Raw genomic sequence first — 22,699 nt, 5'->3', positions numbered from 1 at the left:
GCCCGCCCATGCGCGTCGAGATCTGGAGCGACATCGCCTGCCCCTGGTGCTATGTCGGAAAAGCCCGCTTCGAGAAGGCGCTGGCCTCCTTCCCGCACCGTGACGGGGTCGAGGTGGTGCACCGGTCCTTCGAGCTCGACCCGAACCGCGCCAAGGACGACGTCGAGCCCGTGCTCACCATGCTCACCAAGAAGTACGGCATGAGCCAGGCGCAGGCCGAGGCCGGCGAGGACAACCTGGGCGCCCAGGCCGCCGCCGAGGGCCTGCCCTACCGCACCCGGGGCCGCGACCACGCCGGCACCTTCGACATGCACCGCCTGCTGCACTTCGCCCGCGAGCACGGCCGCCAGGAGCAGCTGCTCGACCTGCTCTACCGGGCCAACTTCGCCGAGGAGCGCTCCCTGTTCGGCGACGACGAGCGGCTCGTCGAACTCGCCGGCGCCGCAGGCCTCGACACCGGGGCGGCCCGCGAGGTGCTCGCCGACCCGGAGGCGTACGCCGCCGAGGTCCGCGCCGACGAGCAGGACGCCGCGCGGCTCGGCGCGCGCGGGGTGCCGTTCTTCGTGCTCGACCGGAAGTACGGCGTCTCCGGCGCCCAGCCGGTCGAGGTCTTCACCCGGGCGCTCACCCAGGCCTGGGGCGAGCGGTCGCCGCTGACCCTGGTCGACGGCGACACGGACGCCGACGCCTGCGGTCCCGACGGGTGCGCGGTGCCCCAGCGGTAGAACGCGCAGGCCGGCGCGGATGTATAAGAAATTTTTCGCGATACCGCGCAGACATATGCAATGGACGGGGGGACGGCGGGGCCGCACAGTGGTTCCATGGAGACCTTCGAGAGCCTCGTCCGTGCCGAGTTCACCCCGGAGAACACCTACCTGAACACCGCGAGCAACGCCCTGCTGCCCGCCCGGACCGTGGCCGCGCTCGACGCGGCCGCCCGGCTGCGCGCGGCGGGGCGCCCGCTCGACCCCCTGTTCGCCGACGTCGAGGCGTGCCGCGCCGCGTACGCCCGGCTGGCGGGCGTGCCCGTCGAGCGGGTCGCGGCCGGGGCGACCGTCGCCCTGTACTCCTCGCTGGTCGCCGCGTCCCTGCCGCCGGGCGCCGAAGTCCTCACCGCCGACGACGACTTCACCTCGGTGTTGAACCCCTTCCACGCGCGCGGCGACCTCAAGGTGCGGGCCGTGCCGCTGGAGGGGCTCGCCGACGCCGTGCGGCCGGGCACCGCGCTGGTCGCGGTGAGCGCCGCCCAGTCCGCCGACGGCCGGATCGCCGACCTGCCCGCGCTGCGCGAGGCGGCCCGGTCCCACGGGGCGCGCACCTACGTCGACTTCTCCCAGGCCGCGGGCTGGCTGCCGGTGGAGGCCGACGCGTACGACTACAGCGTCACCATCACCTTCAAGTGGCTGCTCGGACCGCACGGCGCGGCCTTCCTCGTCGTCCCCGAGGACTTCGGCGACCTCGTCCCGGTGCAGGCCGGCTGGGTCGCGGGGGAGGACCCGTGGGCCAGCTGCTACGGTCCCGTCGTCGAACTCGCCCACTCCGCACGGCGGTTCGACGCCAGTCCCGCCCTGTTCAGCTACGCGGGACTGCGGGCGTCCCTCGGACTGCTCGAGGAGATCGGCGTGGACGCCGTCCGCGCCCACGACCTCGCCCTCGCCGACCGGTTCCGCGCGGGGCTCGCCACGCTGGGCCACGAGCCCGTGCCCGCGCCGGGCTCGCCGATCGTGTCCGTGCCGGGGCTGGGACGGACGCAGCCGGAGCTGTCCGCGGCGGGCATCCAGGTGTCGAACCGCGCGGGCAACCTGCGGGCGTCCTTCCACCTCTACAACACGGCCGCCGACGTGGACCGGCTGCTGGACGCGCTGTCCGGCTGAGCGCACGGCAGCGGGCCGGCGCCTCCTTGTCCCACACGAGGAGGCCCGGCCCGCAGTCGGTGCGGCGGTGCGCACACCTCACCGCCGTGCCGGCGCGGTGCGCTCGGGGCGTACCGCGCGTCGTGCCTACTTCACCGGAGTGAAGTCCCGCGCCCCAATGAACTCCGGTCGGCGGATCGGGGCGGCGAAGGGCTCGACCGCCGCGTTCTCGACGCTGTTGAACACGATGAACACGTTGCTGCGCGGGAACGGCGTGATGTTGTCGCCGGAGCCGTGCATGCAGTTGCAGTCGAACCAGGTCGCCGAGCCGGCCTTGCCGGTGAACAGCTTGATGCCGTACTCCGACGCCATCGTGGTCAGCGCCTCGTCGGACGGCGTCCCCGCGTCCTGCATCTGGAGCGACTTCTTGTAGTTGTCCTTCGGCGTCGCGCCCGCGCAGCCGAGGAACGTCTTGTGCGACCCCGGCATGATCATCAGACCGCCGTTGGTGTCGTAGTTCTCGGTGAGCGCGATCGAGACCGAGATGGTGCGCATGTTCGGCAGGCCGTCCTCGGCGTGCCAGGTCTCGAAGTCCGAGTGCCAGTAGAAGCCGCTCGCGCCGAAGCCCGGCTTGACGTTGATCCGGGACTGGTGGACGTACACGTCCGAGCCGAGGATCTGCCGGGCGCGGCCGACGACCCGCTCGTCGCGCACGAGCCGGGCGAACACCTCGCTGATCTTGTGCACCTCGAAGACCGAGCGGATCTCCTGGGACTTCGGCTCGACGATCGAGCGCTCGTCCGCGCGGATCCCCGGGTCGGTGACCAGCCGGTCCAGCTCACGCCGGTAGACCTCGACCTCGTCCGGGCCGATCAGCTGGTCGACGGCCAGGAAGCCGTCGCGGTCCAGCGCCTGGAGGTCACCCGCCGAGACGGGGCCGGGCGTGTCCGGGGAGCCCCAGACGACCGGGTCCTGGCGCGGGGTGACCACCTCGGTGGCACCGCGGGTCGGGTAGAGATCGGTGACGTGCGTGGTCGTGGTCACGGTGGATCACACCTCCTCGGTGAGCAGCGGGTAGACGCCGTTCTCGTCGTGGTCCTCCCGTCCGGTCACGGGCGGGTTGAAGACGCAGATGCAGTGGAAGTCCTCCTTGACCTTGAGCGTGTGCCGCTCGTGGCCGTCGAGGAGGTACATGGTGCCGGGGGTGATGTGGTACGTCTTCCCGGTCTCGCGGTCGGTCAGCTCGGCGTCGCCCTTGGTGCAGACGACGGCCTCGATGTGGTTCGCGTACCACATGTCCGTTTCCGTACCCGCGTACAGGATCGTCTCGTGCACGGAGAAGCCGACCTTCTCCTTGGCGAGGACGATGCGCTTGCTCTCCCACGTGCCGGACGCCGATTTCACGTGCCGGTCGGTGCCTTCGATCTCCTTGAACGAACGGACGATCACGGTGTTGCGATGCCTCCTCGGCTGGGGTGTGTGTTTCAGGCGGTCTCACGGACGGCGCGGGCGAGGACGGTGAGGCCCTCGTCCAGCTCGTCCGGGGTGATGGTCAGGGCGGGGAGCAGCTTGACGACCTCGCTCTCCGGGCCGGACGTCTCGATCAGCAGCCCGAGCTCGAAGGCGCGCTTCGCGACCCGGCCGGCGCGCTCCTTGTCGTGGAACTCCAGGCCCCACACCAGGCCGCGGCCCCGGTACTCCTTGACGTCGGCGAGGTTCTCCTCGGTGATGGCGGTCATCGCCTGCTCCACCTGCTCGCCGCGCCTGCGGGTCTGCTTCTCCATCGCGGAGCCGTCCGCCCAGTACGCCTCCAGGGCGGCGGTGGCCGTCACGAACGCGGGGTTGTTGCCGCGGAACGTGCCGTTGTGCTCGCCCGGCTCCCAGACGTCCAGCTCCGGCTTGAACAGGGTGAGGGCCATGGGCAGCCCGTAGCCGCTGATCGACTTGGAGACGGTGACGACGTCCGGCGTGATGCCGGCCTCCTCGAAGGAGAAGAACGCGCCGGTGCGGCCGCAGCCCATCTGGATGTCGTCGACGATGAGCAGCATGTCCTGGCGCTCGCACAGGTCGGCCAGGGCGCGCAGCCACTCGGGCCGCGCCACGTTGATGCCGCCCTCGCCCTGCACGGTCTCGACGATCACCGCGGCCGGCTTGTTGAGGCCCGAGCCCTGGTCCTCCAGGATGCGCTCGAACCACAGGAAGTCCGGGACCTGGCCGTCGAAGTAGTTGTCGAACGGCATCGGCGTGCCGTGCACCAGCGGGACGCCCGCGCCGGCCCGCTTGAACGCGTTGCCGGTCACGGCGAGCGAGCCCAGCGACATGCCGTGGAAGGCGTTGGTGAACGACACCACGGACTCGCGGCCCTTCACCTTCCGCGCCAGCTTCAGCGCGGACTCCACGGCGTTGGTGCCCGTCGGGCCCGGGAACATGACCTTGTACGGCAGGTCGCGGGGGCGCAGGACGTAGTTCTGGAAGGACTCCAGGAACGCGCGCTTGGCCGTCGTCGACATGTCGAGGCCGTGGGTGACGCCGTCGCGCTCCAGGTAGTCGATCAGGGCGCGTTTCAGGACGGCGTTGTTGTGGCCGTAGTTGAGTGAACCGGCTCCGGCGAAGAAGTCGAGGTACTCGTGGCCGTCCTCGTCGTACATGCGGCTGCCGTGCGCACGGTCGAAGACGGTGGGCCAGCCGCGGCAGTAGCTGCGCACCTCGGACTCGAGGGTCTCGAAGACGCTGAGGTCGGGCTGGGTGATGGTCACGACGAATCGCTCCTCGGTGGCGTGGGAGGTCAGAGGGAGTCGGAAGATCGGAGGGCCGGGCCGGCGCGTCAGAGCGCGAACGGCCCGATGCGGTGCAGGACTTCGGGGTCGTGCGGTCCGTCGGGGAAGTCCGCGGTCCCGAAGAGCACCTCGCGCTCCAGCAGGGCGCCGTGGCGCTCCGCGAACGCGGTGAACAGGCGCTCGGAGGCGGTGTTGCCGGGAGCGACGGTGGTCTCCACGGTGTCCACGCCGTGCTCCGCGGCGGTCCGGGCGGCCAGTGCGTCGAGCATGGCGGCGGCCAGACCGCGTCCGCGGTGCGCCTCGTCGACGGCGACCTGCCAGACCAGCAGGGTGCGCGGGCTGTCCGGGCGGAGGTAACCGGTGACGAAGCCGACCGGCTCCCCGCGCTCGTCGCGAGCGACGGCCGAGGTGGCGGCGAAGTCACGGCACCACAGCAGATAGCTGTACGACGAGTTCAGGTCGAGGACCTTCGAGTCCCTGGCTATCCGCCACAGCACGGCTCCGTCCGCCACGGTCGGGCGGTCGATTTGCAGGTCTGCTTGTGCGGCAGTCATGCGAATTGAACTTACCGAGGTAAATTCAAAATTGCATCGTCCTGCGGGGTTACGTACGAGCGTGTCCTGTGTTATCGCGCGTGCGGGCGTGTCCGCGCGAGGGGTCGGCGAAATGCCCCGTTTCGCACGGGAGGAAGCATGATGAATCGGGCACGATGTGGAACCGGTCACATTGGTGTAACTCTCGTGACCACACCCGGAAACGTCCGGTAGCCGCTTCTCCGATCGGGGCGTTTAGGGTCGGGAAGAGCGGGCAGAAGAGGACGGGAAGCTGCGCTGCCGAGTAATAGGGAAATAAGCCGGAGAATGTCGCGGGAGTATCTGTGCGAGGGATTTCGATAATCCCCCGGAATTCAGCTGCCGGTCACCCCGTCGATGCGCTCCCGCAGGAGATCGGCGTGACCGTTGTGGCGCGCGTACTCCTCGATCATGTGGATCAGCACCCAGCGCAGGCTCACCTCCGCGCCGGCCATCGGGCCGTCGGCGATCCGCCCGGTGCCGTCCAGGGGAAGCCCGGCGCACAGCTCCCGACCCCGGGCGATCTCCCGCCGCCACATGTCGAGCGCCTCGTCCATCCCGCGCGCCGGGTCGAGCGAGAACCCGGTGACGTCGTCGAACACGGGCGGTACGTCCTGACCGGCGACGATCCGCTGGAACCAGTTCCGCTCCACCACGGCCATGTGCTGCACCAGCCCCAGCAGCGTCATCGCCGACGGCTCGACCGACGCGACCCGCACCTGCGCGTCGTCCAGCCCGGCGCACTTCAGCGCGAGCGTCGCGCGATGGTAGTCCAGCCAACTCTCGAGCATGGCCCGCTCATCCCCGGTGAACAGGGGCACGGGCCGCCCGTCGGGCAGACTAAGGGCATCGGCCGGATCCGAGAAGGCATCAACAGACATACGCCGCAGCATGCCACGGGGAAGCCCCCGCCATCCGCGGGCAGTCGTGCCGCCTGGGGCGCCGGGGGACCGCGAAACCGCGGGCATGCGTGCCGCCTGGGGCGGCACGGGTGGGCGCGGGCGGCACCCCGTTAACGCCGGGCTGCGCAACACCCCCCGCCCGGCACCAGCACCGGCGCCGAAAGAAGGCGCACGCTCAGAACCGCCGGGCGCCCGCCCCGCCGCTCACCCCCAGGCCCGCTCCGCAGCAGCCAACGCCCCAGCCAGGTCAACGGCCACCCCCGCGTCCGCCAGCGCCGCACCCAGCGCCGTCAGGCACCCCCGAACCGCCCCCCGAGTCGCCTCCGCCCCGTAATGGTTGACCCGGATCATCTCCCGAGCCAGCTCACCCCCACCCGCCGCGAGCGGCACCCCCGGATCCGCGGCCAACGCCCGAGCGACCAGCTCGGACGCCGTCGTCCCGGCCGGCACCCGCAGCGTCGTCGCGACCGGCGCCGCATCCGCCGCGTCCCGCACGTACGGCGTGACCCCGCCCCCGAGCGCCACCGCCCCTGCCCGGGTCGCCGCGGCGGCCGACGCGTGCCGCCGCATCACCGTCTCCAGCCCCTCCGCCTCGATCCGCTCCACGCACGCCTCCAGCGCGAGCATCTCCAGCTGCGCCGGGGCGTGCAGCAGCGTCTTGCGGCCGCCGTCGATCCACCGCTCCTTCCAGTCCAGGAGGGAGAGGTAGGAGCGGCGCGGCGCGTTCGGGTTCGCCGCCATGCGGGCCCACGCCCGCTCGCTCACCGAGACCGCCGACACCCCGGCGGGCCCGCCCATCGCCTTCTGCGCCCCGATGACGCACAGGTCCACGCCCCAGGCGTCCGGCAGCACCGGCTCCGCGCCCACCGAGGCGACCGCGTCGAGGTAGAACAGCGCACCGTGCTCGCGCACCACCTCGCCGATCGCGGCGACCGGGTTGGTGTTGCCGGTGGCGGCCTCGGCGTGCACCAGCGACACGAAGTCGATCTCCGGGTGCTCGGCGAAGGCGTCCCGCACCTGCGCGGCGGTCACCGCCGTGTGGAACGGCACGGCCAGGTCGACGACGGTGGCGCCGCAGTCCCGCAGCCAGTCGCCGAAGGTCTGCCCGTAGGGGCCGGTGATGACGTTCAGCGCGGTCGTCCCGGGCCCGGCCGTCGCGCGGATCGCGCCCTCCAGCGGCAGCAGCGCCTCGCCCTGGGTGATCAGCACGTCCTGCCCGGTGCCCAGCAGCCGTGCCACGCGGTCCTCGACGGAGGCGAAGCGGGCGGCGCTCAGCGGCGGCAGGTCCAGGAGGAGGTTCGTCACGGTGGTGCTCTTTCGCTCAGGATCGCGGTACGCGCCTGCGAGCCTAACCGTTCTTCCCGCACCGCCCCGCAGGATGGCCGAACCACCGCGTTGATCTTGCCTGCCCGTTTCACTAGCGTGACGTCTCTGCTCCCACACCCCTCACAAGGAGGCGCTCGCGTGCGAAGACGCATACGGCTCGCCGGCTCGTTCGCCGTACCCGCCCTGCTGGGCCTCTCCCTGGTGGCCCCCACCACCGCCCAGGCCGCGGACGTGACGTCCGGCGACTACAAGGCGGTGTTCAACTACACCAAGCCGGGCAGCACCACGCTCGACCACTCGATCCTCAACGACCTCGCCGGTCTCGTCGACCACGCGGCGCCGGGCTCCACCGTCTACATGGGGATGTACTGGTTCGGGCTCGAGGAGCTGAAGGCCAAGATGCTCGAGGCGCAGGACCGCGGGGTCACCTTCCGCATGGTCTCGGAGAAGCGCAACGAGTCCATCAGCACGCCCTTCACGGCCGCGGAGCTGAAGAACGGCTCCACCTGGACCTGGTGCACCAACAGCTGCCTGGGCAACGGACCCGACGACGTCAACGCCATCAACCACGACAAGTACTTCGTCTTCACCGCCCTCGACGACGGGCGGAAGAACGTGGTCTGGCAGAGCTCCGAGAACATCGCCGTCTCCCAGTCCGGGGAGCTCAACAACGCGCTGATCGTGTCGAACAACGCGCAGCTCGCCGCGCGCTACATCGCGCACTTCCAGGATCAGGTCAAGCACGCCGGCGACAGCGCGCACACCACGTACGACCACACGACGAGCGACCCGGACGCCCCGGTGGAAGCGTTCTTCTTCCCCCGCGACACGGCGTCCGACGCCTCGCACTACGGCAACGCCGACATCGTCGCCTCCTTCATCGACGACGTCGACTGCGCCCGCGGCGGCCGTATCCGGATCTCCGCGGCCGAGCTCGACGAGCGCAGCTCGCGGCCCGCGATCTACACCGCCCTGGAGGCCAAGAAGGCCGCCGGCTGCGCCATCGAGGTCAACGGGCGGGACCTGAGCGACCCCAACGGCGACGGCGACAACGCGGGGGTCAACGAGCTCACCGGCCTGGACATCCCCGTCCACGCCAACCGCCCCGGCGGCTGCCGCTACGCGACCGTCACCTGCAACCGCGGCACCACCCACTCGAAGTACCTGCTCACCGAGTGGCGGAAGGCCGACGGCACCGAGGTCCGGCATGTCTTCACCGGCTCGCACAACTGGACCAAGGGCGCCCTCCAGCGCAACGACGAGACGCTGCTGCGGATCGACGACCCGGTGATCTACCAGGCGTACGTCGACAACTTCGACGCGGTGCGCCAGGGCACGTACGACATCGACTCCACCGTCTACGGCTCCACCGCCCAGCACTACTCGCGGGTCAACACCAAGGCCGACGGGGACCAGCACTACAGCGCGGTCGCCTCCGGCGGCACCGGCTCCACCACCTGGACCGCGGTGGTCTACGAGGAGGGCGACCGCCACGACTCCTCGGACACCGAGCTCGGCACCGACGTGTACATCCGCATGTACAAGGACGGCGTGCCGCTGTGGAGCGAGAAGAAGCTCAGCCCCGGCGGCACCGGCGCCACCTGGTCGCACCAGAAGCCCGACGTGGGCGTCGACGCGAACGGCAACGCGATCGTCGTGTGGACCGCCGACGACGACGGCAACAAGTACGGTGACATCGCCGTGCGCAAGGTCGCCCCGGACGGAACCGTGACCAGCCTGCCGCGTCCGCACGCCTCGGGCGACGGCGACCAGCTCCGCCCGACCGTGGCCGTCGCCCCGGACGGCTCCTACGCCGTGGCGTGGGAGTCCACCGCCGACGGGTCCACCCTGAACCAGGTGTACGCCGGCAGCTGGTCCGGTACCGGCGCCCTGCAGTACCAGGACGTGCGGGTCAGCACGATCAACTCCGGCGCCGCCGGCTCCAACCGCCGCCCGGACGTCGCCCTCGACGACGCCGGCCGGGCGACGGTCGTGTGGGAGGAGGACGCGGACGGCAACGGCGGCCTGAACATCGGCCTGGCGACGCTGGACACCTCGGGCGGCTTCGCGGTCGCGCGCAAGGTCGCCAACACGCTCACCGACGGCCAGCAGACCAGGCCGGCGGTCGCGGTGGCCGGCGACGGACGGATCGTGGCCGCGTGGGCCGACGCGTACACCACCGGGAGCGGGACGGTGGAGCGCCCGCAGAGGGTGTACCACCGGATCTTCTCGGCGGCCGGCGCCCCCGCGGGCGCCGAGGTGCGCACCACGCCGGACACGGCCCAGGTGCCGTCCGGCCGTCCGATCGGCACCCAGGCCGACCCGGACGTGGCCGTCTCCGACGCCGGTGACTTCGTGGTGACCTGGAAGGAGGCGTTCGTCGACGGCCTGGACGACGTGTGGGCCCGCGGCTTCAACGCCGACGGCAGCACCACCGGACGTCTCCCGGCGCTGCGGATGAACGTCGTCTCGGGAGGCGGACAGGGCGGCCCCGCGGTCGCCCTGGCGCCGAGCGGCCGGCTGTCCCTGACGTACTCGGACGACTACGACGGCAACAAGTTCAACGAGATGCGGCTGCGGGACGCCTTCGCCAACAAGTAGGCGCACCCCTGACGTCCCCTTCCGCCCGACGGCCCGGACCGCTTCCCACGCGGTCCGGGCCGTCGGCGTGAGGCGGAAGATCGGAGGCCGAACGGCGTACTCCTCCTCCGATTGATGTGAGGTGCTCAAACCTTTCCTTATAATCGGAACTTCTCGTTCGCTTACTGGAGGCTCCTCGTGAACACGCTCCTCGGCCGCAGGACCCGGGTCCTGGTTGCCACCACCGCGACGGCCGGGATGGTGCTCCTCGCCGCCTGCACGTCCACCGACGACTCAGGCGGCGGGTCCACGACCGCCGGCGGGGTCGAGCTCGTCAAGGCCGGGCAGCTCACCACGTGCACCCACCTGCCGTACCCGCCGTTCCAGTCGGAGATCGACGGCAAGGTGCAGGGCTTCGACGTCGCCCTGATCGACCTGGTCGCCGACGACCTGGGCGTGAAGCAGGAGATCCTCGACACGCCGTTCGAGAACTTCAAGACCGGCGCCTTCCTCAACTCCGGCGAGTGCGACCTGGCCGCCGCCGGCATGACCATCACCGAGGAGCGCAAGAAGAACGTCGACTTCTCCGACCCGTACTTCGAGGCCACCCAGGCCGTCCTGGTCGACAAGAAGAGCGGCATCTCCTCCTTCGCGGACCTCGAAGGCAGGAAGGTCGGCGCCCAGGCGCAGACCACCGGCGAGGACTACGCCAAGAGCAAGGGCCTGGACCCGGTCTCCTTCGAGTCCTCCGACGCGGTCCTCAACGGCCTGCGCACCGGCCAGGTCGAAGCCGTCGTCATCGACTACCCGGTCGTCCAGGGCTGGCTGAAGGACAAGGCCAACGCCGCCGCCTTCGAGGTGGCCGAGCAGGTCAACACCGGTGAGCAGTACGGCGTCACGGTGAAGAAGGGCAACGACAAGCTCCGCGAGGCCGTCAACAAGGCGATCAAGGACGCCAAGGCCGACGGCACGTACAAGAAGCTGTACGAGCAGTGGATCGGCCCGTACGACGAGTCCGCCGCCTCGCCGGCCGCGTCCTGACCCCATGACCGACACGGAGAAGACACCGCTCCCGCCGAAGCGGAAGGGCCTGACCCGGCGGCAGAAGCGCAGCCTGTCGCGCGGTATCCAGTACGCCGTGTTCGCCGCGGCCGTGATCGCCTTCGGGGTCACGGCCGACTGGGGACGGCTGCAGAACCAGTTCGCGCAGGTCGACATCGCCGAGCGGATGTTCCCGGACGTCATCACGCTGGCGCTGAAGAACACAGTCCTCTACACGGTGACCGGCTTCGGCGTCGGGCTGGCGCTCGGCATGGTGATCGCCCTGATGCGGCTGTCGTCCGTCGGCCCCTACCGGTGGCTGGCCGGCATCTACATCGAGATCTTCCGCGGCCTGCCCGCCCTGCTGATCTTCATCTTCATCGGCGTCGCCGTCCCGCTCGCCTTCCCCGGCACCGAGATCGTCGGCGGGACGTACGGCAAGGTCGCCCTCGCCCTCGGCCTGGTGGCCGCCGCCTACATGGCGGAGACCATCCGGGCGGGCATCCAGGCCGTGCCCAGGGGACAGATGGAGGCGGCCCGCTCGCTGGGCTTCTCGCCCGGCCGGGCCATGGTGTCGATCATCATCCCGCAGGCCTTCCGGATCATCCTGCCGCCGCTCACCAACGAGCTGGTCCTGCTGTTCAAGGACTCCTCGCTGGTGCTGTTCCTCGGCGTCACCCTGGAGGAGCGCGAGCTGTCCAAGTACGGCCGCGACCTGGCCAGCCAGACCGCCAACTCCACGCCCATCCTGGTGGCCGGCCTGTGCTACCTGCTGATCACCATCCCGCTCGGCTTCGTCGTGCGCCGCATGGAGGCCAAGGCCCAGGAGGCCGTCAAATGAGCACGAGCCGACCGGAGATCCGCGTCAGCGGACTGCACAAGTCGTTCGGCGACAATCACGTGCTGCGCGGCATCGACCTGGAGATCGGCCAGGGCGACGTCGTCTGCGTCATCGGCCCGTCCGGGTCCGGCAAGTCCACCCTGCTGCGCTGCGTGAACCTCCTGGAGGAGCCCAGCAAGGGCCAGGTCTTCGTCGGCGGCATCGAGCTGACCGACCCGGACGTCGACATCGACGCCGCACGCCGCCGCATCGGCATGGTCTTCCAGCAGTTCAACCTGTTCCCGCACCTGACCGTCACCGAGAACCTCACGCTGCCGCAGCGCCGGGTGCTCCGGCGCGGCAAGGCGGAGGCCGCGAAGGTCGCCGCGCAGAACCTGGAGCGGGTCGGCCTCGCCGAGAAGGCGGACGCCTACCCCGCCTCCCTCTCCGGCGGCCAGCAGCAGCGCGTCGCCATCGCCCGGGCGCTCGCGATGGGCCCCGAGGTGATGCTGTTCGACGAGCCGACCTCGGCGCTCGACCCGGAACTGGTCGGCGACGTGCTCGCGGTGATGCGGATGCTCGCCGACGAGGGCATGACGATGATGGTCGTCACCCACGAGATGACCTTCGCCCGCGAGGTCGCCGACCGGGTCGTCTTCATGGACGGCGGAGTGATCGTCGAGGACGGCGCCCCCGAACGTGTCATCGGCGCCCCGCAGCACGAACGCACCCGCCACTTCCTCTCCCGCCTGCTCGACCCCGCCATGGCGGAGGTCGAGGAGGAGACCTCGGACCAGGTGGGCAAGTCCGGGTAGCGGGTCATTAGCGCCTCTCGTTTGGATCAGGCCGGCCGTGAGGCGCGGTGCCTCGTCGACTGGCCCGAGCGGGGTCTGGTGCGTGCAGCTGCAAGGCGGAGGAGGGCGTCAACGCGGAGCGTTGGCAACCGACGACAACGCCGCAGATGTGCGTGCCAGGCCCCGCGACGCCGGGGTGATCCAAACGAGAGGCCCTAAGGTGCGGTGCATGAGCGAACGCGCGGTGCTGCACGTGAAGGGACGGATCCTCGTCGGCCCCGACGAGGTCCGCGACGAGCTGTGGGTGGTCGGCGGACGCGTCTCCTACGACCGTCCGGCCGGCGCCCGCGACGTCCGGAACGTCGACGGCTGGGTGCTGCCCGGCCTGGTCGACGCCCACTGCCACGTGGGTCTCGACCGGCACGGCGCCGTCCCCGAGGACGTCGCGGAGAAGCAGGCGCTCACCGACCGGGACGCCGGCGCCCTGCTGCTGCGCGACGCCGGTTCGCCCTCCGATACCCGGTGGACCGACGACCGCGACGACCTCCCGAAGATCGTCCGGGCCGGGCGGCACATCGCCCGCACCCGCCGCTACATCCGGAACTACGCCTGGGAGGTCGAGCCCGACGACCTCGCCGCGTACGTCGCCCAGGAGGCGCGGCGCGGCGACGGCTGGGTGAAGCTGGTCGGCGACTGGATCGACCGCGACCTGGGCGACCTGTCGGCCTGCTGGCCGCGCGGCGCGGTCGAGGCGGCGATCGCCGAGGCGCACCGGCTGGGCGCCCGCGTCACCGCCCACTGCTTCGCCGAGGATTCCCTGCGGGACCTGGTCGAGGCCGGCATCGACTGCGTGGAGCACGCCACCGGGCTGACCGACGAGACGATCCCGCTGTTCGCCGAGCGGGGCGTGGCGATCGTCCCCACCCTGGTCAACATCGCCACCTTCCCCGCGCTCGCCGACGGCGGCGAGACCAAGTTCCCGCGCTGGTCCGCCCACATGCGCCGGCTTCACGAGCGCCGCTACGACACCGTGCGCTCCGCGTACGACGCCGGCATCCCCGTCTTCGTCGGCACCGACGCCGGCGGCGCCCTCCCGCACGGGCTCGCCGCCGAGGAGGTGGCGGAACTGGCCAAGGCCGGCCTCCCGCCCGTGGAGGCCCTCGCCGCCGGCACCTGGAAGGCCAGGGCGTGGCTCGGCCGCCCCGGCCTGGACGAGGGCGCCCCGGCCGACCTGGTGGTCTACGACGCCGACCCGCGCGCGGACCTCGGGGTGCTCACCGCTCCGCGCCGGGTGGTGCTAAACGGGCGCGTCGTCGCATAGGACGCGCCCACCGGTGAGGCCCCGGAGGGTGACGGCGGGGAACAGCCGTACCCAGGGAATCGAAAAGGTGCTCCGGTCTTCCCCGAAGGAGTGAAGAGTCGCCGGATCGCTGACGGGGTGGCGCGGGCGCGGACATTCTTTCCGGGTCCCAGCACAGTCCCATGGGGGTCCCACCGCCTTGAACACCATCAACGTGCCCACGCATGCCCGCCGTTGGTCCGCGCTCGCCGCGGCCTGCGCGCTCACCGCCGGACCCGTCGCCCTCGCCGGCGCGGGACCGGCGCACGCCACCGAGGGCCACGGCCACGCGAGCGCCTCCGTGCTGCGCACCGACCTCGACGTGTCCCTGCTCAACAAGTCGGTGCAGGTCCCGCTCACCGTCTCCCTCAACCAGGTCGAGGCCCCGCGCAGCGCGCGGAAGACGGCCCTCACCGCCACCCTCGACGGCGTCGACCACGGCAAGCCGTTCAGCGTGCTGCGCGCCGGGACGGCCGACGCGGTCGCGACCGTCGAGGGGGACAGGGCGGAGGCGTCCACCACCCTCGCGGACGCCCGCCTGCACGTCCCCGGGCTGCCGCTGCTGTCGCTCGTCGAACTCGAGGCGGTCAGCTCCAAGGCGGTCTGCGAGGCCGGGAAGACCCCGCACGCCTCGGTCACCCTGCCCGCCGCCGTCACCGTCCTCGGCAAGCGGGTCTCCCTGAGCGCCGGCGGCCCGACCCACGTCGAGGTGCCGGGGGTGGGCGCGGTCCGGCTCGACCTGTCGCAGACGGAGACGACGTCGTCCACGGCCGCGGCCACCGCGCTGAAGCTGGAGGTGTCGGTCGACCCGGCGGAGCTGAATGTGGCCGAGGTGGAGGGGCGCCTCACGCTGGCGGAGTCCCGCTGCGAGACGCCTGCGGCGGGTGAGGAGGGGGAACCGGAGGCGGCCGCCCCCGAGGCCCCCGCCGATGAGGACGCGGCTGTCGAGCCGCAGGGCGCCCGGGCGGAGACGAACCTCGCGGAAACGGGCGGGGATTCGGCGACGCCGTACGTGGCGGCGGGGGCGGTGGCGCTGCTCGCCGCGGGCGGGGGAGCGGTGCTGGTGGCGCGGCGGGGGCGCCGGAACTGAGGCACGGGTGCCGGGGCGCCCCTTCAGGGGCGCGGGGAACTGCGCGACCAGCCACGGCGCCGCCTGCACCCGGCGTGCGACAGTTCCCGGCACTCTGGTGGCCGTCCGGGGGGTGTGGCGCGGGCCCGCTGAAGGGGTGCCGCCTGCGCCCACCCTCCCCCACTCTCGGCTTCGCTCGAGCGGGAGGTACCCCCATCGCCCCAGCGGCACGACTGCCCGCAGTCGGCGGGGGCGCCCTGTCAGGGGCGCGGGGAACTGCGCGACCAGCCACCGTGCGGCCCGCACCCGGCGTGCGACAGTCCCCGGCATCCCGGTGGCCGTACGGAGGTGCGGCGCGGGCCCGCTGGGGGGTGCCGCCTGCGCCCACCCTCCCCCACTCTCGGCTTCGCTCGAGCGGGAGGTACCCCCATCGCCCCAGCGGCACGACTGCCCGCAGGTGGCAGGGGCAGCGCCCCTTCAGGGGCGCGGGGAACTGCGCGATCTGCGACAGACCACCCGCACCTCTCAGGCGTCCAGCGCCCGCCCCAGCGCCCGCAGGAACCCCTCCGTCGTCCCCCTGTCCCGTACCGCCAGCCGGAGCCACTCCTCGTCCAGACCCGGAAACGTGTCCCCGCGGCGAACCGCGTACCCCAGGGCGCGCAAGCGCCGCCGCACCGCTGCCGCGTCCGGCACGCGCACCAGGACGAAGGGGGCCTCCGCGGGGGACACCACCCGCAGGCCGTGGGACGCGAAGTCCCGCAACCCCGCGAGCAGAAACGCGCGGTCCGCCGCGATCCCCCGCGCCGCCTCCTCCGCCTCGGCCAGCGCCGCAGGCGCCACACAGGCCTCCGCCGCCGCCAGCGCCGGTGTCGACACCGGCCACAGCGGCTGCGCCCGCTCCAGCAGGGCGACGGTCTCCGGGGCCGCGAGGACGTACCCGACGCGCAGGCCCGCCAGGCCCCACGTCTTGGTCAGGCTGCGCAGCACCACCAGGCCCGGCACGTCCGTCCGCCCGGCCAGCGCCTCGCGCTCCCCGGGCACCGCGTCCATGAACGCCTCGTCCACCACCAGCGTCCGCCCCGGACGGGCCAGCCGGACGAGCGAGTCCGCCGGGTGCAGCACGGACGTCGGGTTGGTCGGGTTGCCGATCACCACCAGGTCCGCGTCCTCCGGGACGGCCGCGGGGTCGAGACGGAAACCGTCGGTCTCCCGCAGCAGCACCCGGTCCACCGTGTGCCCGGCGTCCCGCAGTGCCGCCTCCGGCTCGGTGAACTGAGGGTGCACCACCACCGGCCGTGACACCTTCAGCGCCCGCGCCAGCAGCACGAACGCCTCCGCCGCGCCCGCCGTCAGCAGCACCCGCGCCACGGGCAGCCCGTGCCGCGCCGCCACCGCGGCCCTCGCGGCCCGCCCGTCCGGGTAGGCGGCGAGCCCCGCCAGCGACGCCGCGACGCGCTCCCGCAGCCACGCCGGGGGCGTGCCCGCGCGGACGTTCACCGCGAGGTCGACCAGCGCGCGGCCGTCGTCACGGACCTCGGCGTCCCCGTGGTGCCGCAGATCGTGCCCGGACCCCGGCTCAGTGGGCATGACTGTGCGAGTGCGCGTGACCGTGCCCATGCCCGTGCCCGTCGTCGTCGGGATGGAAGTGCGGCTGCTGCGGCAGTCCCACCTTGTCCTCGAAGCCGGGCAGCGCGATCCGGTACACGCAGGAGTCGCAGTTCATCCGCAGATCGCCCTTCACGGCCTCCTCGTACCGCTCCAGCACGAGGTCCAGCAGCTCCGGCTCCGGGCCGATGACGTCCGCCGAGCGCACCTCGGTGTCGGGGTGCGCCGCCGCCCACTCCTCGGTCTGCGTCCGCACCCGGTCCGGCAGGATGCCGGTGAACAGGAAGTACGGCAGGACCACGATCCGCCGCGCCCCCAGCCGCGCGCACCGGTCGAGGCCGCTCGGCACGTCCGGCGCCGCCAGCGACACGAACGCCGTCTCCACGCCCGCGTATCCGCGCCCCTCCCACAGCAGCCGGGCCGCCTTGAACACCTCGGCGTTGGCGTCCGGGTCCGTCGACCCGCGCCCCACCAGCAGCACCGTCACCTCGGCGGGATCCCAGGACGGGTCCACCGCCTCCGCGAGCCGCCGCTCCAGCACCCGCAGCAGCGCAGGATGCGGCCCCAGCGGACGTCCGTACGTGTACGTCAGACCGGGGTGGCGTTCCTTCTCCCGGGCCAGCGCCGCCGGGATGTCGCCCTTGGCGTGCCCGGCGGACACCAGCATCAGCGGCACGGCCGCGAACCGCCGCACCCCCCGCTCCACCAGTTCGGCGACGGCCTCGCCCAGCGGCGGCGGGGACAGCTCGATGAATCCGCCCGCGACGGGCAGGCCGGGCCGGCGGCGGCCCAGCTCCCGCACGAAGGCGCGGAACGCCTCCGCTCCGGCGTCGTCCCGGGTGCCGTGGCCGGCGATGAGCAGGGCGGGCGGGGTGGTCACAGGGTCTCCTCGGTCGTAACGGGGTGGTACAGCAGGGCGTTGAGCGCGGCGGCGGCGACCGCCGACCCGCCCTTCTCGGACACGTTGCTCACGGCGGGCAGTCCGCTCTCCCGCAGCGCCGCCTTCGACTCGGCGGCGCCGACGAACCCGACGGGCAGGCCGATGACGAGCGCGGGGGAGGCGTCCAGGGTCAGCAGCTCCTCCAGCGCGGTGGGCGCGCACCCGATCACCCACAGGGCGCCCGGCCCGACCTCCTCGTAGGCGAGCCGCACGGCGTGCGCGGACCGGGTGAGTCCCGGCCCGGACCGCGCCTCGCGCAGCCGGCACACGGTCTCGCGGCGGGTGATCCCGGCCGCGACCATCTCCACGTCCGTGACGACGGGCGCGCCCGCGTGCAGCGCGGCGTGCGCCCGCACCAGGTCGTCCTCGTCCATGACGAGGTCGGTGGCGTACTCCAGGTCGGCCGCGGAGTGGATGACCCGCTCCACGACCGCCCGGGTCAGCGGCGGGAAGCCGGAGGTGTCCAGGCGGGCCCGCAGCCGCCGGAAGGACTCCTGCTCGATGGGGTGGATCACACGGTTCACCGGGTCTCCTCCTGCCAGCGGTAGCCGCGCGGGGTGACCATGCGCCCCGCGACGTCCCGGGTCGCCGTGTTGCCCACGGTCACGACCGTCATCATGTCGACCGTCGCCGGGTCCAGCGCGGCCAGCGTGGTCAGCCGCACCGACTCGTCCGCACGGGACGCGTTCCGTACGACGCCGACGGGTGTGGCGGGGGAGCGGTGTCCGGCGAGCACGGCGAGCGCCTTGGGCAACTGCCAGTCACGGCCCCGGCTGCGCGGGTTGTAGAACGTCACCACCAGGTCCGCCTCGGCCGCCGCCCGCACCCGCCGCTCGATGACCTCCCACGGCGTGTGCAGGTCGGACAGGCTGATCGACACGTGGTCGTGGCCCAGCGGCGCCCCGAGCAGCGCGCCCGCCGCGAGCGCCGCCGTCACCCCGGGCACGCCGACCACGTCGATGTCGTCGGACGCCTCCGCGAGCGCCGGCGACGCCATCGCGTACACCCCGGCGTCACCGCTGCCGATCAGCGCGACCGCCTGCCCGCGCCGGGCCTCCTCGACGGCCGTACGCGCCCGCTCCTCCTCCGCGCCGAGCCCCGACTCCAGCACGCGCGTGCCGGGCCGCAGCAGGTCGCGGATCTGGTCGACGTACTGGTCGAGCCCCACCAGCACGGACGCGCGCCGCAGTTCGTCCCGCGCCCGCGGGGTGAGCAGGTCCCGCGCGCCGGGCCCGAGCCCGACCACCGCGAGCCGCCCCCGCCCCGGACGCCGTACGACCGCGCAGGTCGCCATGGCGGGGGAGCCCGCCGACTTCCGCTTGGGCACGAGGAGTTCGCCCCCGCCGACGAGCGCGGCGGCCTCCGCGACGGACGGGGTGCCGACGGCGGCGAGCGGCGCCTCGGACGGGTTGGGCACCTCCACCCGCGCCAGCGCCTCGGCCGCGTGCGTCACCAGCGGCACCCCGAGCCGCCGGGCGGCCTCCACGAGCCCCGGCTCCCCGGCCTTGGCGTCCACGGTGGCCAGTTCGGCCACGGACGCCGCCGACAGCCCCGCCTCCCGCAGCGCGTCCCCGACCAGCCCGAGCACCTCCTCGACGGGGGCGCCCTTCGACGCTCCGACCCCGACGACGAGCGTCGGCGGCCGCAACACCGCCTCGCCGTCGGCCGGTTCGACCAGCCGGTCCGTCACCCGCACCGTGTAAGCGCCCTCGGCGGCGACCGGCAGCGGCGGCAGCGGCCACGTCACCTCGGCGCGCAGCGCCACCGCCTCCCCGTCCAGCAGCGCCCGCGACACGGCCGCGACATCGCCCTCCACCGGCAGGCCCAGCGTGTCGAGTCCGGGCAGCCCCACCGCGTCCGTCGCGGTCGTCACCACCGGCTCCGCGCCCAGCACCTCGCCGACCTCGCGGGCCAGCTCGTTCGCCCCGCCGCCGTGCCCGCCGAGCAGCGACACCGCGAACCGCCCGGCCTCGTCCATGCACACCACGCCCGGGTCGTCCGTCTTGCCGCGCAGCAGCGGAGCCACCAGCCGCACCACGGCCCCGGTGGCGAGGAAACACACCAGCCGGTCGCACTCCGCGAACGCGGCCCGTACCGCGTCCGCCACCGGACCGTCGTACACACGCGTGCGGTCCGGCCAGGCGGCGGCCAGCCGGTCCCGCGCCGCCGCGCCCGCCGCCGTGGCGGAGATGAGGCCGATCACTCGCAGACTCCTTCACTGTGCGCCGGGGGCCGGACGCCCCACAGCAGGAAAACCGGATTGGTCGCCGCCAGCCGGGTCACGTCCCCCGGCAGCGGCGCGAGCCGCGACGACTGCACCAGCACGCCGTCACACGTCAGGCCCGCGTCGGTCAGCGCCGCCCGCGCGGCCGGCACCCGGTCGAGCGCGGCCATCGCGACGACGACCGTCCGCCGCGCCCGCCGCGCGCACGCGGCGACGACCGCCGGCAGCTCCCGGCCCCCGCCGCCGACGAACACGGCGTCCGGGTCGTCGCCCAGCCCGTCCAGCGCGCCCGGCGCCTCCCCGTGCACCACCCGCACGCCGACCCCGTGCGCGGCCGCGTTCGCGCGCACCCGCTCCACACCGTCCGCGTCACGCTCCACGGCGACGGCGGCCGCGCCGAGCCGCGCACACTCCACGGCCACCGAGCCCGACCCCGCGCCGACGTCCCACACCAGGTCGCCGGGGCGCGGACCCAGCCGGGCCAGCGCCAGCGCCCGCACCTCGAACTTGGTGATCATCGAGTCCCGGTGCGTGAACTCCGTCTCCGGCAGCGCCCACCCGGCCGGACGCTCCGGCAGCCCCGCGACCGTACGCACGGGGCCGAGCGCCCGCGCCTCGTCCAGGCACAGCACCACGCTCACCGCCGGACCCCAGTCCCGGCCGGCCGCCTCCTCGGGCGTCACCCGCTCCACCGACTCACCCGCCGACCCCAGCGCGGACGCGACGACCAGCACCCGCCGCTCACCGCGCAGCGCCGCCCCCAGCTCGGCCGGTCCCGCGCCCGGCCCGGTCAGCACGGCGACCTTCGGATGCGCCCGGCACAGGTTCACCGCCGTACGCGGATCCCGCCCGTGCGCGCTCACCACCACCGCGTCGTCCCACGGCAGCCCGGCCCGCGCGAACGCGGCGGCGATGGACGACACCCCCGGCCGCACGTCCAGCCGCTCAGGACCGAACCGTTCGGCCAGCGCCCGCACGATCCCGAAGAACCCGGGATCGCCCGACGCCAGCACCACCACCGGCCGCTCCTCGGCCACGTACGCGGCGATCGTGTCGAGCGCGGGAGCCAGCGGCCCCAGCACGATCCGCTCGGCGTCCTCCGGCACCTCCACGGCGTCCAGATGCCGCCGCCCGCCGACGACGAGCGCGGCCTTCCCCACCTCGGGCAGGTCGACCGGCGCGCCCGTACCCGTCCCCACCACGGTGATCATGTGCTCGCCCCCCGCTCCCGCAGCTCCCTGCGCGCCCGCGGGTCGGCCTTGCGGAAGCCGTGGAAGTGTCCCGGGTGGTACAGGTGCGAGCGGGTGCCGTGCGCGTCGAGCGCGGGACCGACCAGGAACAGCGTGTGCTTCCACAGCTTGTGCTCCTTGACGGTCTCCTCCAGCGTGCCGATCGTGCACCGCACCACCAGCTCCTCCGGCCATGTCGCCTGGTACGCCACCACGACCGGCGTCGACGTCGGATACCCGCCCTCCAGCAGCTCCCGCACCAGCTGCCCGCTGCGCGCCGCCGACAGGAACACCGCCATCGTGGTGCCGTGCCGCGCGAACTCCCGGACCTCCTCGCCCGGCGGCATCGGCGTCTTGCCGCCGCCCAGCCGGGTCAGGATCACCGACTGCGCCACCTCCGGGATCGTCAGCTCCCGCCCCGCGAGCGCCGCCACCGCAGAGAACGACGACACCCCGGGCACGATCTCCGTGGCGATGCCCAGCTCCGCGCACCGGTCGACCTGCTCCTGGGTGCCGCCCCACAGCGCCGGGTCACCCGAGTGGATCCGCGCGACCTTCAGCCCCTCGTCACGGGCGCGCGCGTAGACGGCCACCACGTCCTCCAGCGACATCGCCGCCGAGTCGAGGACCTCCGCGTCCTCGCGTGCGTGCTCCAGGATCTCCGCCTGGACCAGGCTGGCGGCCCAGATCACCACGTCCGCCTCGGCGACGGCCCGCGCGCCGCGGAACGTCAGCAGATCGGCGGCGCCGGGACCGGCCCCGACGAAGGTCACCTTGCCGGTGGGGGCGTCGGTCATGGAAACAGGTCCTTCCCTGCGTGCGGTTCGGAAGTCGAAGGGGGCCGAGCGGCTGTCACGCGTGCGCGAGCACACGCCGATCGGATACGAAGAGCACATGGCGGTCCTCGTCGCGCTGGGCGCGTTCCTGATGACGCTGGCCGGCGGCTGGTCGGCACACCGTGTGACCGACCGCCGCCACCTGGTGCTGGGCCTGGCCGGCGGACTGATGCTCGGCGTCGTCGGCATGGAACTCCTCCCGGAGTCCCTGGAGACCGCCGGCACCGAGGTGCACGGCGTACCGGCGGCGCTGCTCCTCTTCGTCGCCGGCTTCCTGCTGGCCCACCTGGTGGAACGCCTGCTCGCCCACCGGCAGGCCGCGCACGGCGCGGCCGAGAACCACGGCCGCACCCCCGAGGTGGGCCTCACGGCCGCCGCGGCGATGGTCGGCCACAGCGCGATGGACGGCGTGGCGATCGGCGCCGCCTTCCAGGTCGGCGGCGGCATGGGCGCCGCCGTCGCGGTCGCCGTCACCGCCCACGACTTCGCGGACGGCTTCAACACGTACACGCTCGCCCACGCCTACGGCAACGCCCGCCGCCGCGCGCTCGCGATGCTGTGGGCGGACGCCGTGGCGCCGGTCGTCGGCGCCGCCTCCACCCTGTTCTTCACGATCCCCGAGCCGCTGCTCGGCGGCTACCTCGGCCTGTTCGGCGGCGCGCTGCTGTACCTCGCGGCGGCCGAGATCCTCCCCGAGGCCCACCACGCCCACCCGGCCCGCTCCACCCTGGTGTGCACGGTCGCCGGAGTGCTGTTCATCTGGCTGGTCGTGGGCGCCGCCCACTGACCGCC

The 22,699-nt window shown here is 73.1% G+C and carries 21 protein-coding genes; 9 read left to right on the top strand and 12 right to left on the bottom strand.

Going from position 1 to position 22,699, the window contains the following annotated elements:
• The first annotated feature begins 8 nt into the window (after nucleotides 1–8).
• A complete protein-coding gene (locus ACFOSY_RS27885; RefSeq protein WP_394311902.1) occupies nucleotides 9–725 on the top strand; it encodes a DsbA family oxidoreductase in 717 nt (238 codons plus the stop codon).
• Between the two features lie 96 nt (nucleotides 726–821).
• Nucleotides 822–1,874 carry an aminotransferase class V-fold PLP-dependent enzyme gene (locus tag ACFOSY_RS27880; RefSeq protein WP_394311899.1) on the top strand — a complete coding sequence of 351 codons (1,053 nt, stop codon included), beginning with the start codon at nucleotides 822–824 and terminating at the stop codon, nucleotides 1,872–1,874.
• A 126-nt stretch (nucleotides 1,875–2,000) separates the two neighbouring features.
• On the opposite strand, the gene thpD is transcribed toward ACFOSY_RS27880, so the two are convergent.
• From thpD to ACFOSY_RS27850, 6 genes are all read right to left on the bottom strand, one after another.
• On the bottom strand, nucleotides 2,001–2,897 hold the full coding sequence (gene thpD / locus ACFOSY_RS27875) for an ectoine hydroxylase (RefSeq protein ID WP_394311897.1): 897 nt from the start codon (nucleotides 2,895–2,897) through the stop codon (nucleotides 2,001–2,003).
• 6 nt (nucleotides 2,898–2,903) lie between these two features.
• Complete coding sequence (locus ACFOSY_RS27870) at nucleotides 2,904–3,302, bottom strand: ectoine synthase (protein ID WP_004932953.1); 399 nt, start codon at nucleotides 3,300–3,302, stop codon at nucleotides 2,904–2,906.
• Between the two features lie 35 nt (nucleotides 3,303–3,337).
• On the bottom strand, nucleotides 3,338–4,609 hold the full coding sequence (gene ectB / locus ACFOSY_RS27865; RefSeq protein WP_394311891.1) for a diaminobutyrate--2-oxoglutarate transaminase: 1,272 nt from the start codon (nucleotides 4,607–4,609) through the stop codon (nucleotides 3,338–3,340).
• Between the two features lie 68 nt (nucleotides 4,610–4,677).
• Nucleotides 4,678–5,184: a diaminobutyrate acetyltransferase gene (gene ectA, locus ACFOSY_RS27860; RefSeq protein ID WP_394311889.1), complete on the bottom strand. Its 507-nt coding sequence runs from the start codon at nucleotides 5,182–5,184 to the stop codon at nucleotides 4,678–4,680.
• A gap of 353 nt (nucleotides 5,185–5,537) precedes the next feature.
• The gene (locus ACFOSY_RS27855) at nucleotides 5,538–6,095 is read right to left on the bottom strand and encodes a DinB family protein (RefSeq protein WP_394311887.1); all 558 of its coding nucleotides are present in this window, start codon (nucleotides 6,093–6,095) and stop codon (nucleotides 5,538–5,540) included.
• A gap of 213 nt (nucleotides 6,096–6,308) precedes the next feature.
• Nucleotides 6,309–7,409: a pyridoxal-phosphate-dependent aminotransferase family protein gene (locus tag ACFOSY_RS27850; protein ID WP_394311885.1), complete on the bottom strand. Its 1,101-nt coding sequence runs from the start codon at nucleotides 7,407–7,409 to the stop codon at nucleotides 6,309–6,311.
• A gap of 159 nt (nucleotides 7,410–7,568) precedes the next feature.
• Here ACFOSY_RS27850 and ACFOSY_RS27845 point away from each other — a divergent pair, with 159 nt between their 5' ends.
• From ACFOSY_RS27845 to ACFOSY_RS27820, 6 genes are all read left to right on the top strand, one after another.
• Nucleotides 7,569–10,031, top strand: coding sequence for a phospholipase D-like domain-containing protein (locus ACFOSY_RS27845; protein WP_394311882.1), 2,463 nt, complete (start codon nucleotides 7,569–7,571; stop codon nucleotides 10,029–10,031).
• Nucleotides 10,032–10,208: 177 nt separating this feature from the next.
• Nucleotides 10,209–11,051, top strand: coding sequence for an ABC transporter substrate-binding protein (locus tag ACFOSY_RS27840; RefSeq protein WP_394311880.1), 843 nt, complete (start codon nucleotides 10,209–10,211; stop codon nucleotides 11,049–11,051).
• A 4-nt stretch (nucleotides 11,052–11,055) separates the two neighbouring features.
• On the top strand, nucleotides 11,056–11,892 hold the full coding sequence (locus ACFOSY_RS27835) for an amino acid ABC transporter permease (protein WP_394311872.1): 837 nt from the start codon (nucleotides 11,056–11,058) through the stop codon (nucleotides 11,890–11,892).
• Nucleotides 11,889–12,686 carry an amino acid ABC transporter ATP-binding protein gene (locus ACFOSY_RS27830; RefSeq protein WP_394311870.1) on the top strand — a complete coding sequence of 266 codons (798 nt, stop codon included), beginning with the start codon at nucleotides 11,889–11,891 and terminating at the stop codon, nucleotides 12,684–12,686. Before ACFOSY_RS27835 ends, ACFOSY_RS27830 begins: the two co-directional genes overlap by 4 nt.
• A gap of 208 nt (nucleotides 12,687–12,894) precedes the next feature.
• Nucleotides 12,895–13,986 carry an amidohydrolase family protein gene (locus ACFOSY_RS27825; RefSeq protein WP_394311867.1) on the top strand — a complete coding sequence of 364 codons (1,092 nt, stop codon included), beginning with the start codon at nucleotides 12,895–12,897 and terminating at the stop codon, nucleotides 13,984–13,986.
• 178 nt (nucleotides 13,987–14,164) lie between these two features.
• On the top strand, nucleotides 14,165–15,094 hold the full coding sequence (locus ACFOSY_RS27820) for an SCO1860 family LAETG-anchored protein (RefSeq protein WP_394311863.1): 930 nt from the start codon (nucleotides 14,165–14,167) through the stop codon (nucleotides 15,092–15,094).
• A 504-nt stretch (nucleotides 15,095–15,598) separates the two neighbouring features.
• Here the strand turns inward: ACFOSY_RS27820 and cobC are convergent.
• The 6 genes from cobC to cobM are packed head-to-tail and all read right to left on the bottom strand — an operon-like array spanning nucleotide 15,599 to nucleotide 21,868.
• Nucleotides 15,599–16,660: an Rv2231c family pyridoxal phosphate-dependent protein CobC gene (gene cobC / locus ACFOSY_RS27815; protein WP_394311860.1), complete on the bottom strand. Its 1,062-nt coding sequence runs from the start codon at nucleotides 16,658–16,660 to the stop codon at nucleotides 15,599–15,601.
• A complete protein-coding gene (locus ACFOSY_RS27810) occupies nucleotides 16,650–17,558 on the bottom strand; it encodes a sirohydrochlorin chelatase (RefSeq protein ID WP_394311857.1) in 909 nt (302 codons plus the stop codon). Before ACFOSY_RS27810 ends, cobC begins: the two co-directional genes overlap by 11 nt.
• Nucleotides 17,555–18,142, bottom strand: coding sequence for a precorrin-8X methylmutase (locus tag ACFOSY_RS27805; protein ID WP_394311855.1), 588 nt, complete (start codon nucleotides 18,140–18,142; stop codon nucleotides 17,555–17,557). Before ACFOSY_RS27805 ends, ACFOSY_RS27810 begins: the two co-directional genes overlap by 4 nt.
• Entirely contained in the window at nucleotides 18,139–19,821 is a 1,683-nt protein-coding gene (cobJ, locus tag ACFOSY_RS27800; protein WP_394311853.1) for a precorrin-3B C(17)-methyltransferase, read from the bottom strand. The genes ACFOSY_RS27805 and cobJ overlap by 4 nt, the downstream gene beginning before the upstream one ends.
• Nucleotides 19,818–21,053 carry a precorrin-6y C5,15-methyltransferase (decarboxylating) subunit CbiE gene (gene cbiE, locus ACFOSY_RS27795; RefSeq protein ID WP_394311851.1) on the bottom strand — a complete coding sequence of 412 codons (1,236 nt, stop codon included), beginning with the start codon at nucleotides 21,051–21,053 and terminating at the stop codon, nucleotides 19,818–19,820. The genes cobJ and cbiE overlap by 4 nt, the downstream gene beginning before the upstream one ends.
• The gene (gene cobM, locus ACFOSY_RS27790) at nucleotides 21,050–21,868 is read right to left on the bottom strand and encodes a precorrin-4 C(11)-methyltransferase (RefSeq protein ID WP_394311850.1); all 819 of its coding nucleotides are present in this window, start codon (nucleotides 21,866–21,868) and stop codon (nucleotides 21,050–21,052) included. The genes cbiE and cobM overlap by 4 nt, the downstream gene beginning before the upstream one ends.
• A gap of 97 nt (nucleotides 21,869–21,965) precedes the next feature.
• On the opposite strand from cobM, the gene ACFOSY_RS27785 reads away from it, so the two are divergent.
• Nucleotides 21,966–22,694 carry a ZIP family metal transporter gene (locus tag ACFOSY_RS27785; RefSeq protein ID WP_394311848.1) on the top strand — a complete coding sequence of 243 codons (729 nt, stop codon included), beginning with the start codon at nucleotides 21,966–21,968 and terminating at the stop codon, nucleotides 22,692–22,694.
• Nucleotides 22,695–22,699: the final 5 nt, after the last annotated feature.

Source organism: Streptomyces lusitanus (assembly GCF_042647945.1).
GTDB lineage: Bacteria > Actinomycetota > Actinomycetes > Streptomycetales > Streptomycetaceae > Streptomyces > Streptomyces pseudogriseolus.
The sequence above is the reverse complement of the archived record's forward strand: the minus strand, read 5'-3'. Positions and strand labels throughout refer to the sequence as shown.

What these genes read in the sequence shown, in the direction of transcription:
- ACFOSY_RS27885 (WP_394311902.1), top strand. Translation starts at nt 9, where the DNA reads ATGCGCGTCGAGATCTGGAGCGACATCGCCTGCCCCTGGTGCTATGTC.
- ACFOSY_RS27880 (WP_394311899.1), top strand. Translation starts at nt 822, where the DNA reads ATGGAGACCTTCGAGAGCCTCGTCCGTGCCGAGTTCACCCCGGAGAAC.
- ectA (WP_394311889.1), bottom strand. Translation starts at nt 5,184, where the DNA reads ATGACTGCCGCACAAGCAGACCTGCAAATCGACCGCCCGACCGTGGCG.
- ACFOSY_RS27855 (WP_394311887.1), bottom strand. Translation starts at nt 6,095, where the DNA reads ATGCTGCGGCGTATGTCTGTTGATGCCTTCTCGGATCCGGCCGATGCC.
- ACFOSY_RS27835 (WP_394311872.1), top strand. Translation starts at nt 11,056, where the DNA reads ATGACCGACACGGAGAAGACACCGCTCCCGCCGAAGCGGAAGGGCCTG.
- ACFOSY_RS27830 (WP_394311870.1), top strand. Translation starts at nt 11,889, where the DNA reads ATGAGCACGAGCCGACCGGAGATCCGCGTCAGCGGACTGCACAAGTCG.
- ACFOSY_RS27825 (WP_394311867.1), top strand. Translation starts at nt 12,895, where the DNA reads ATGAGCGAACGCGCGGTGCTGCACGTGAAGGGACGGATCCTCGTCGGC.
- cobC (WP_394311860.1), bottom strand. Translation starts at nt 16,660, where the DNA reads ATGCCCACTGAGCCGGGGTCCGGGCACGATCTGCGGCACCACGGGGAC.
- cbiE (WP_394311851.1), bottom strand. Translation starts at nt 21,053, where the DNA reads ATGATCACCGTGGTGGGGACGGGTACGGGCGCGCCGGTCGACCTGCCC.
- cobM (WP_394311850.1), bottom strand. Translation starts at nt 21,868, where the DNA reads ATGACCGACGCCCCCACCGGCAAGGTGACCTTCGTCGGGGCCGGTCCC.
- ACFOSY_RS27785 (WP_394311848.1), top strand. Translation starts at nt 21,966, where the DNA reads ATGGCGGTCCTCGTCGCGCTGGGCGCGTTCCTGATGACGCTGGCCGGC.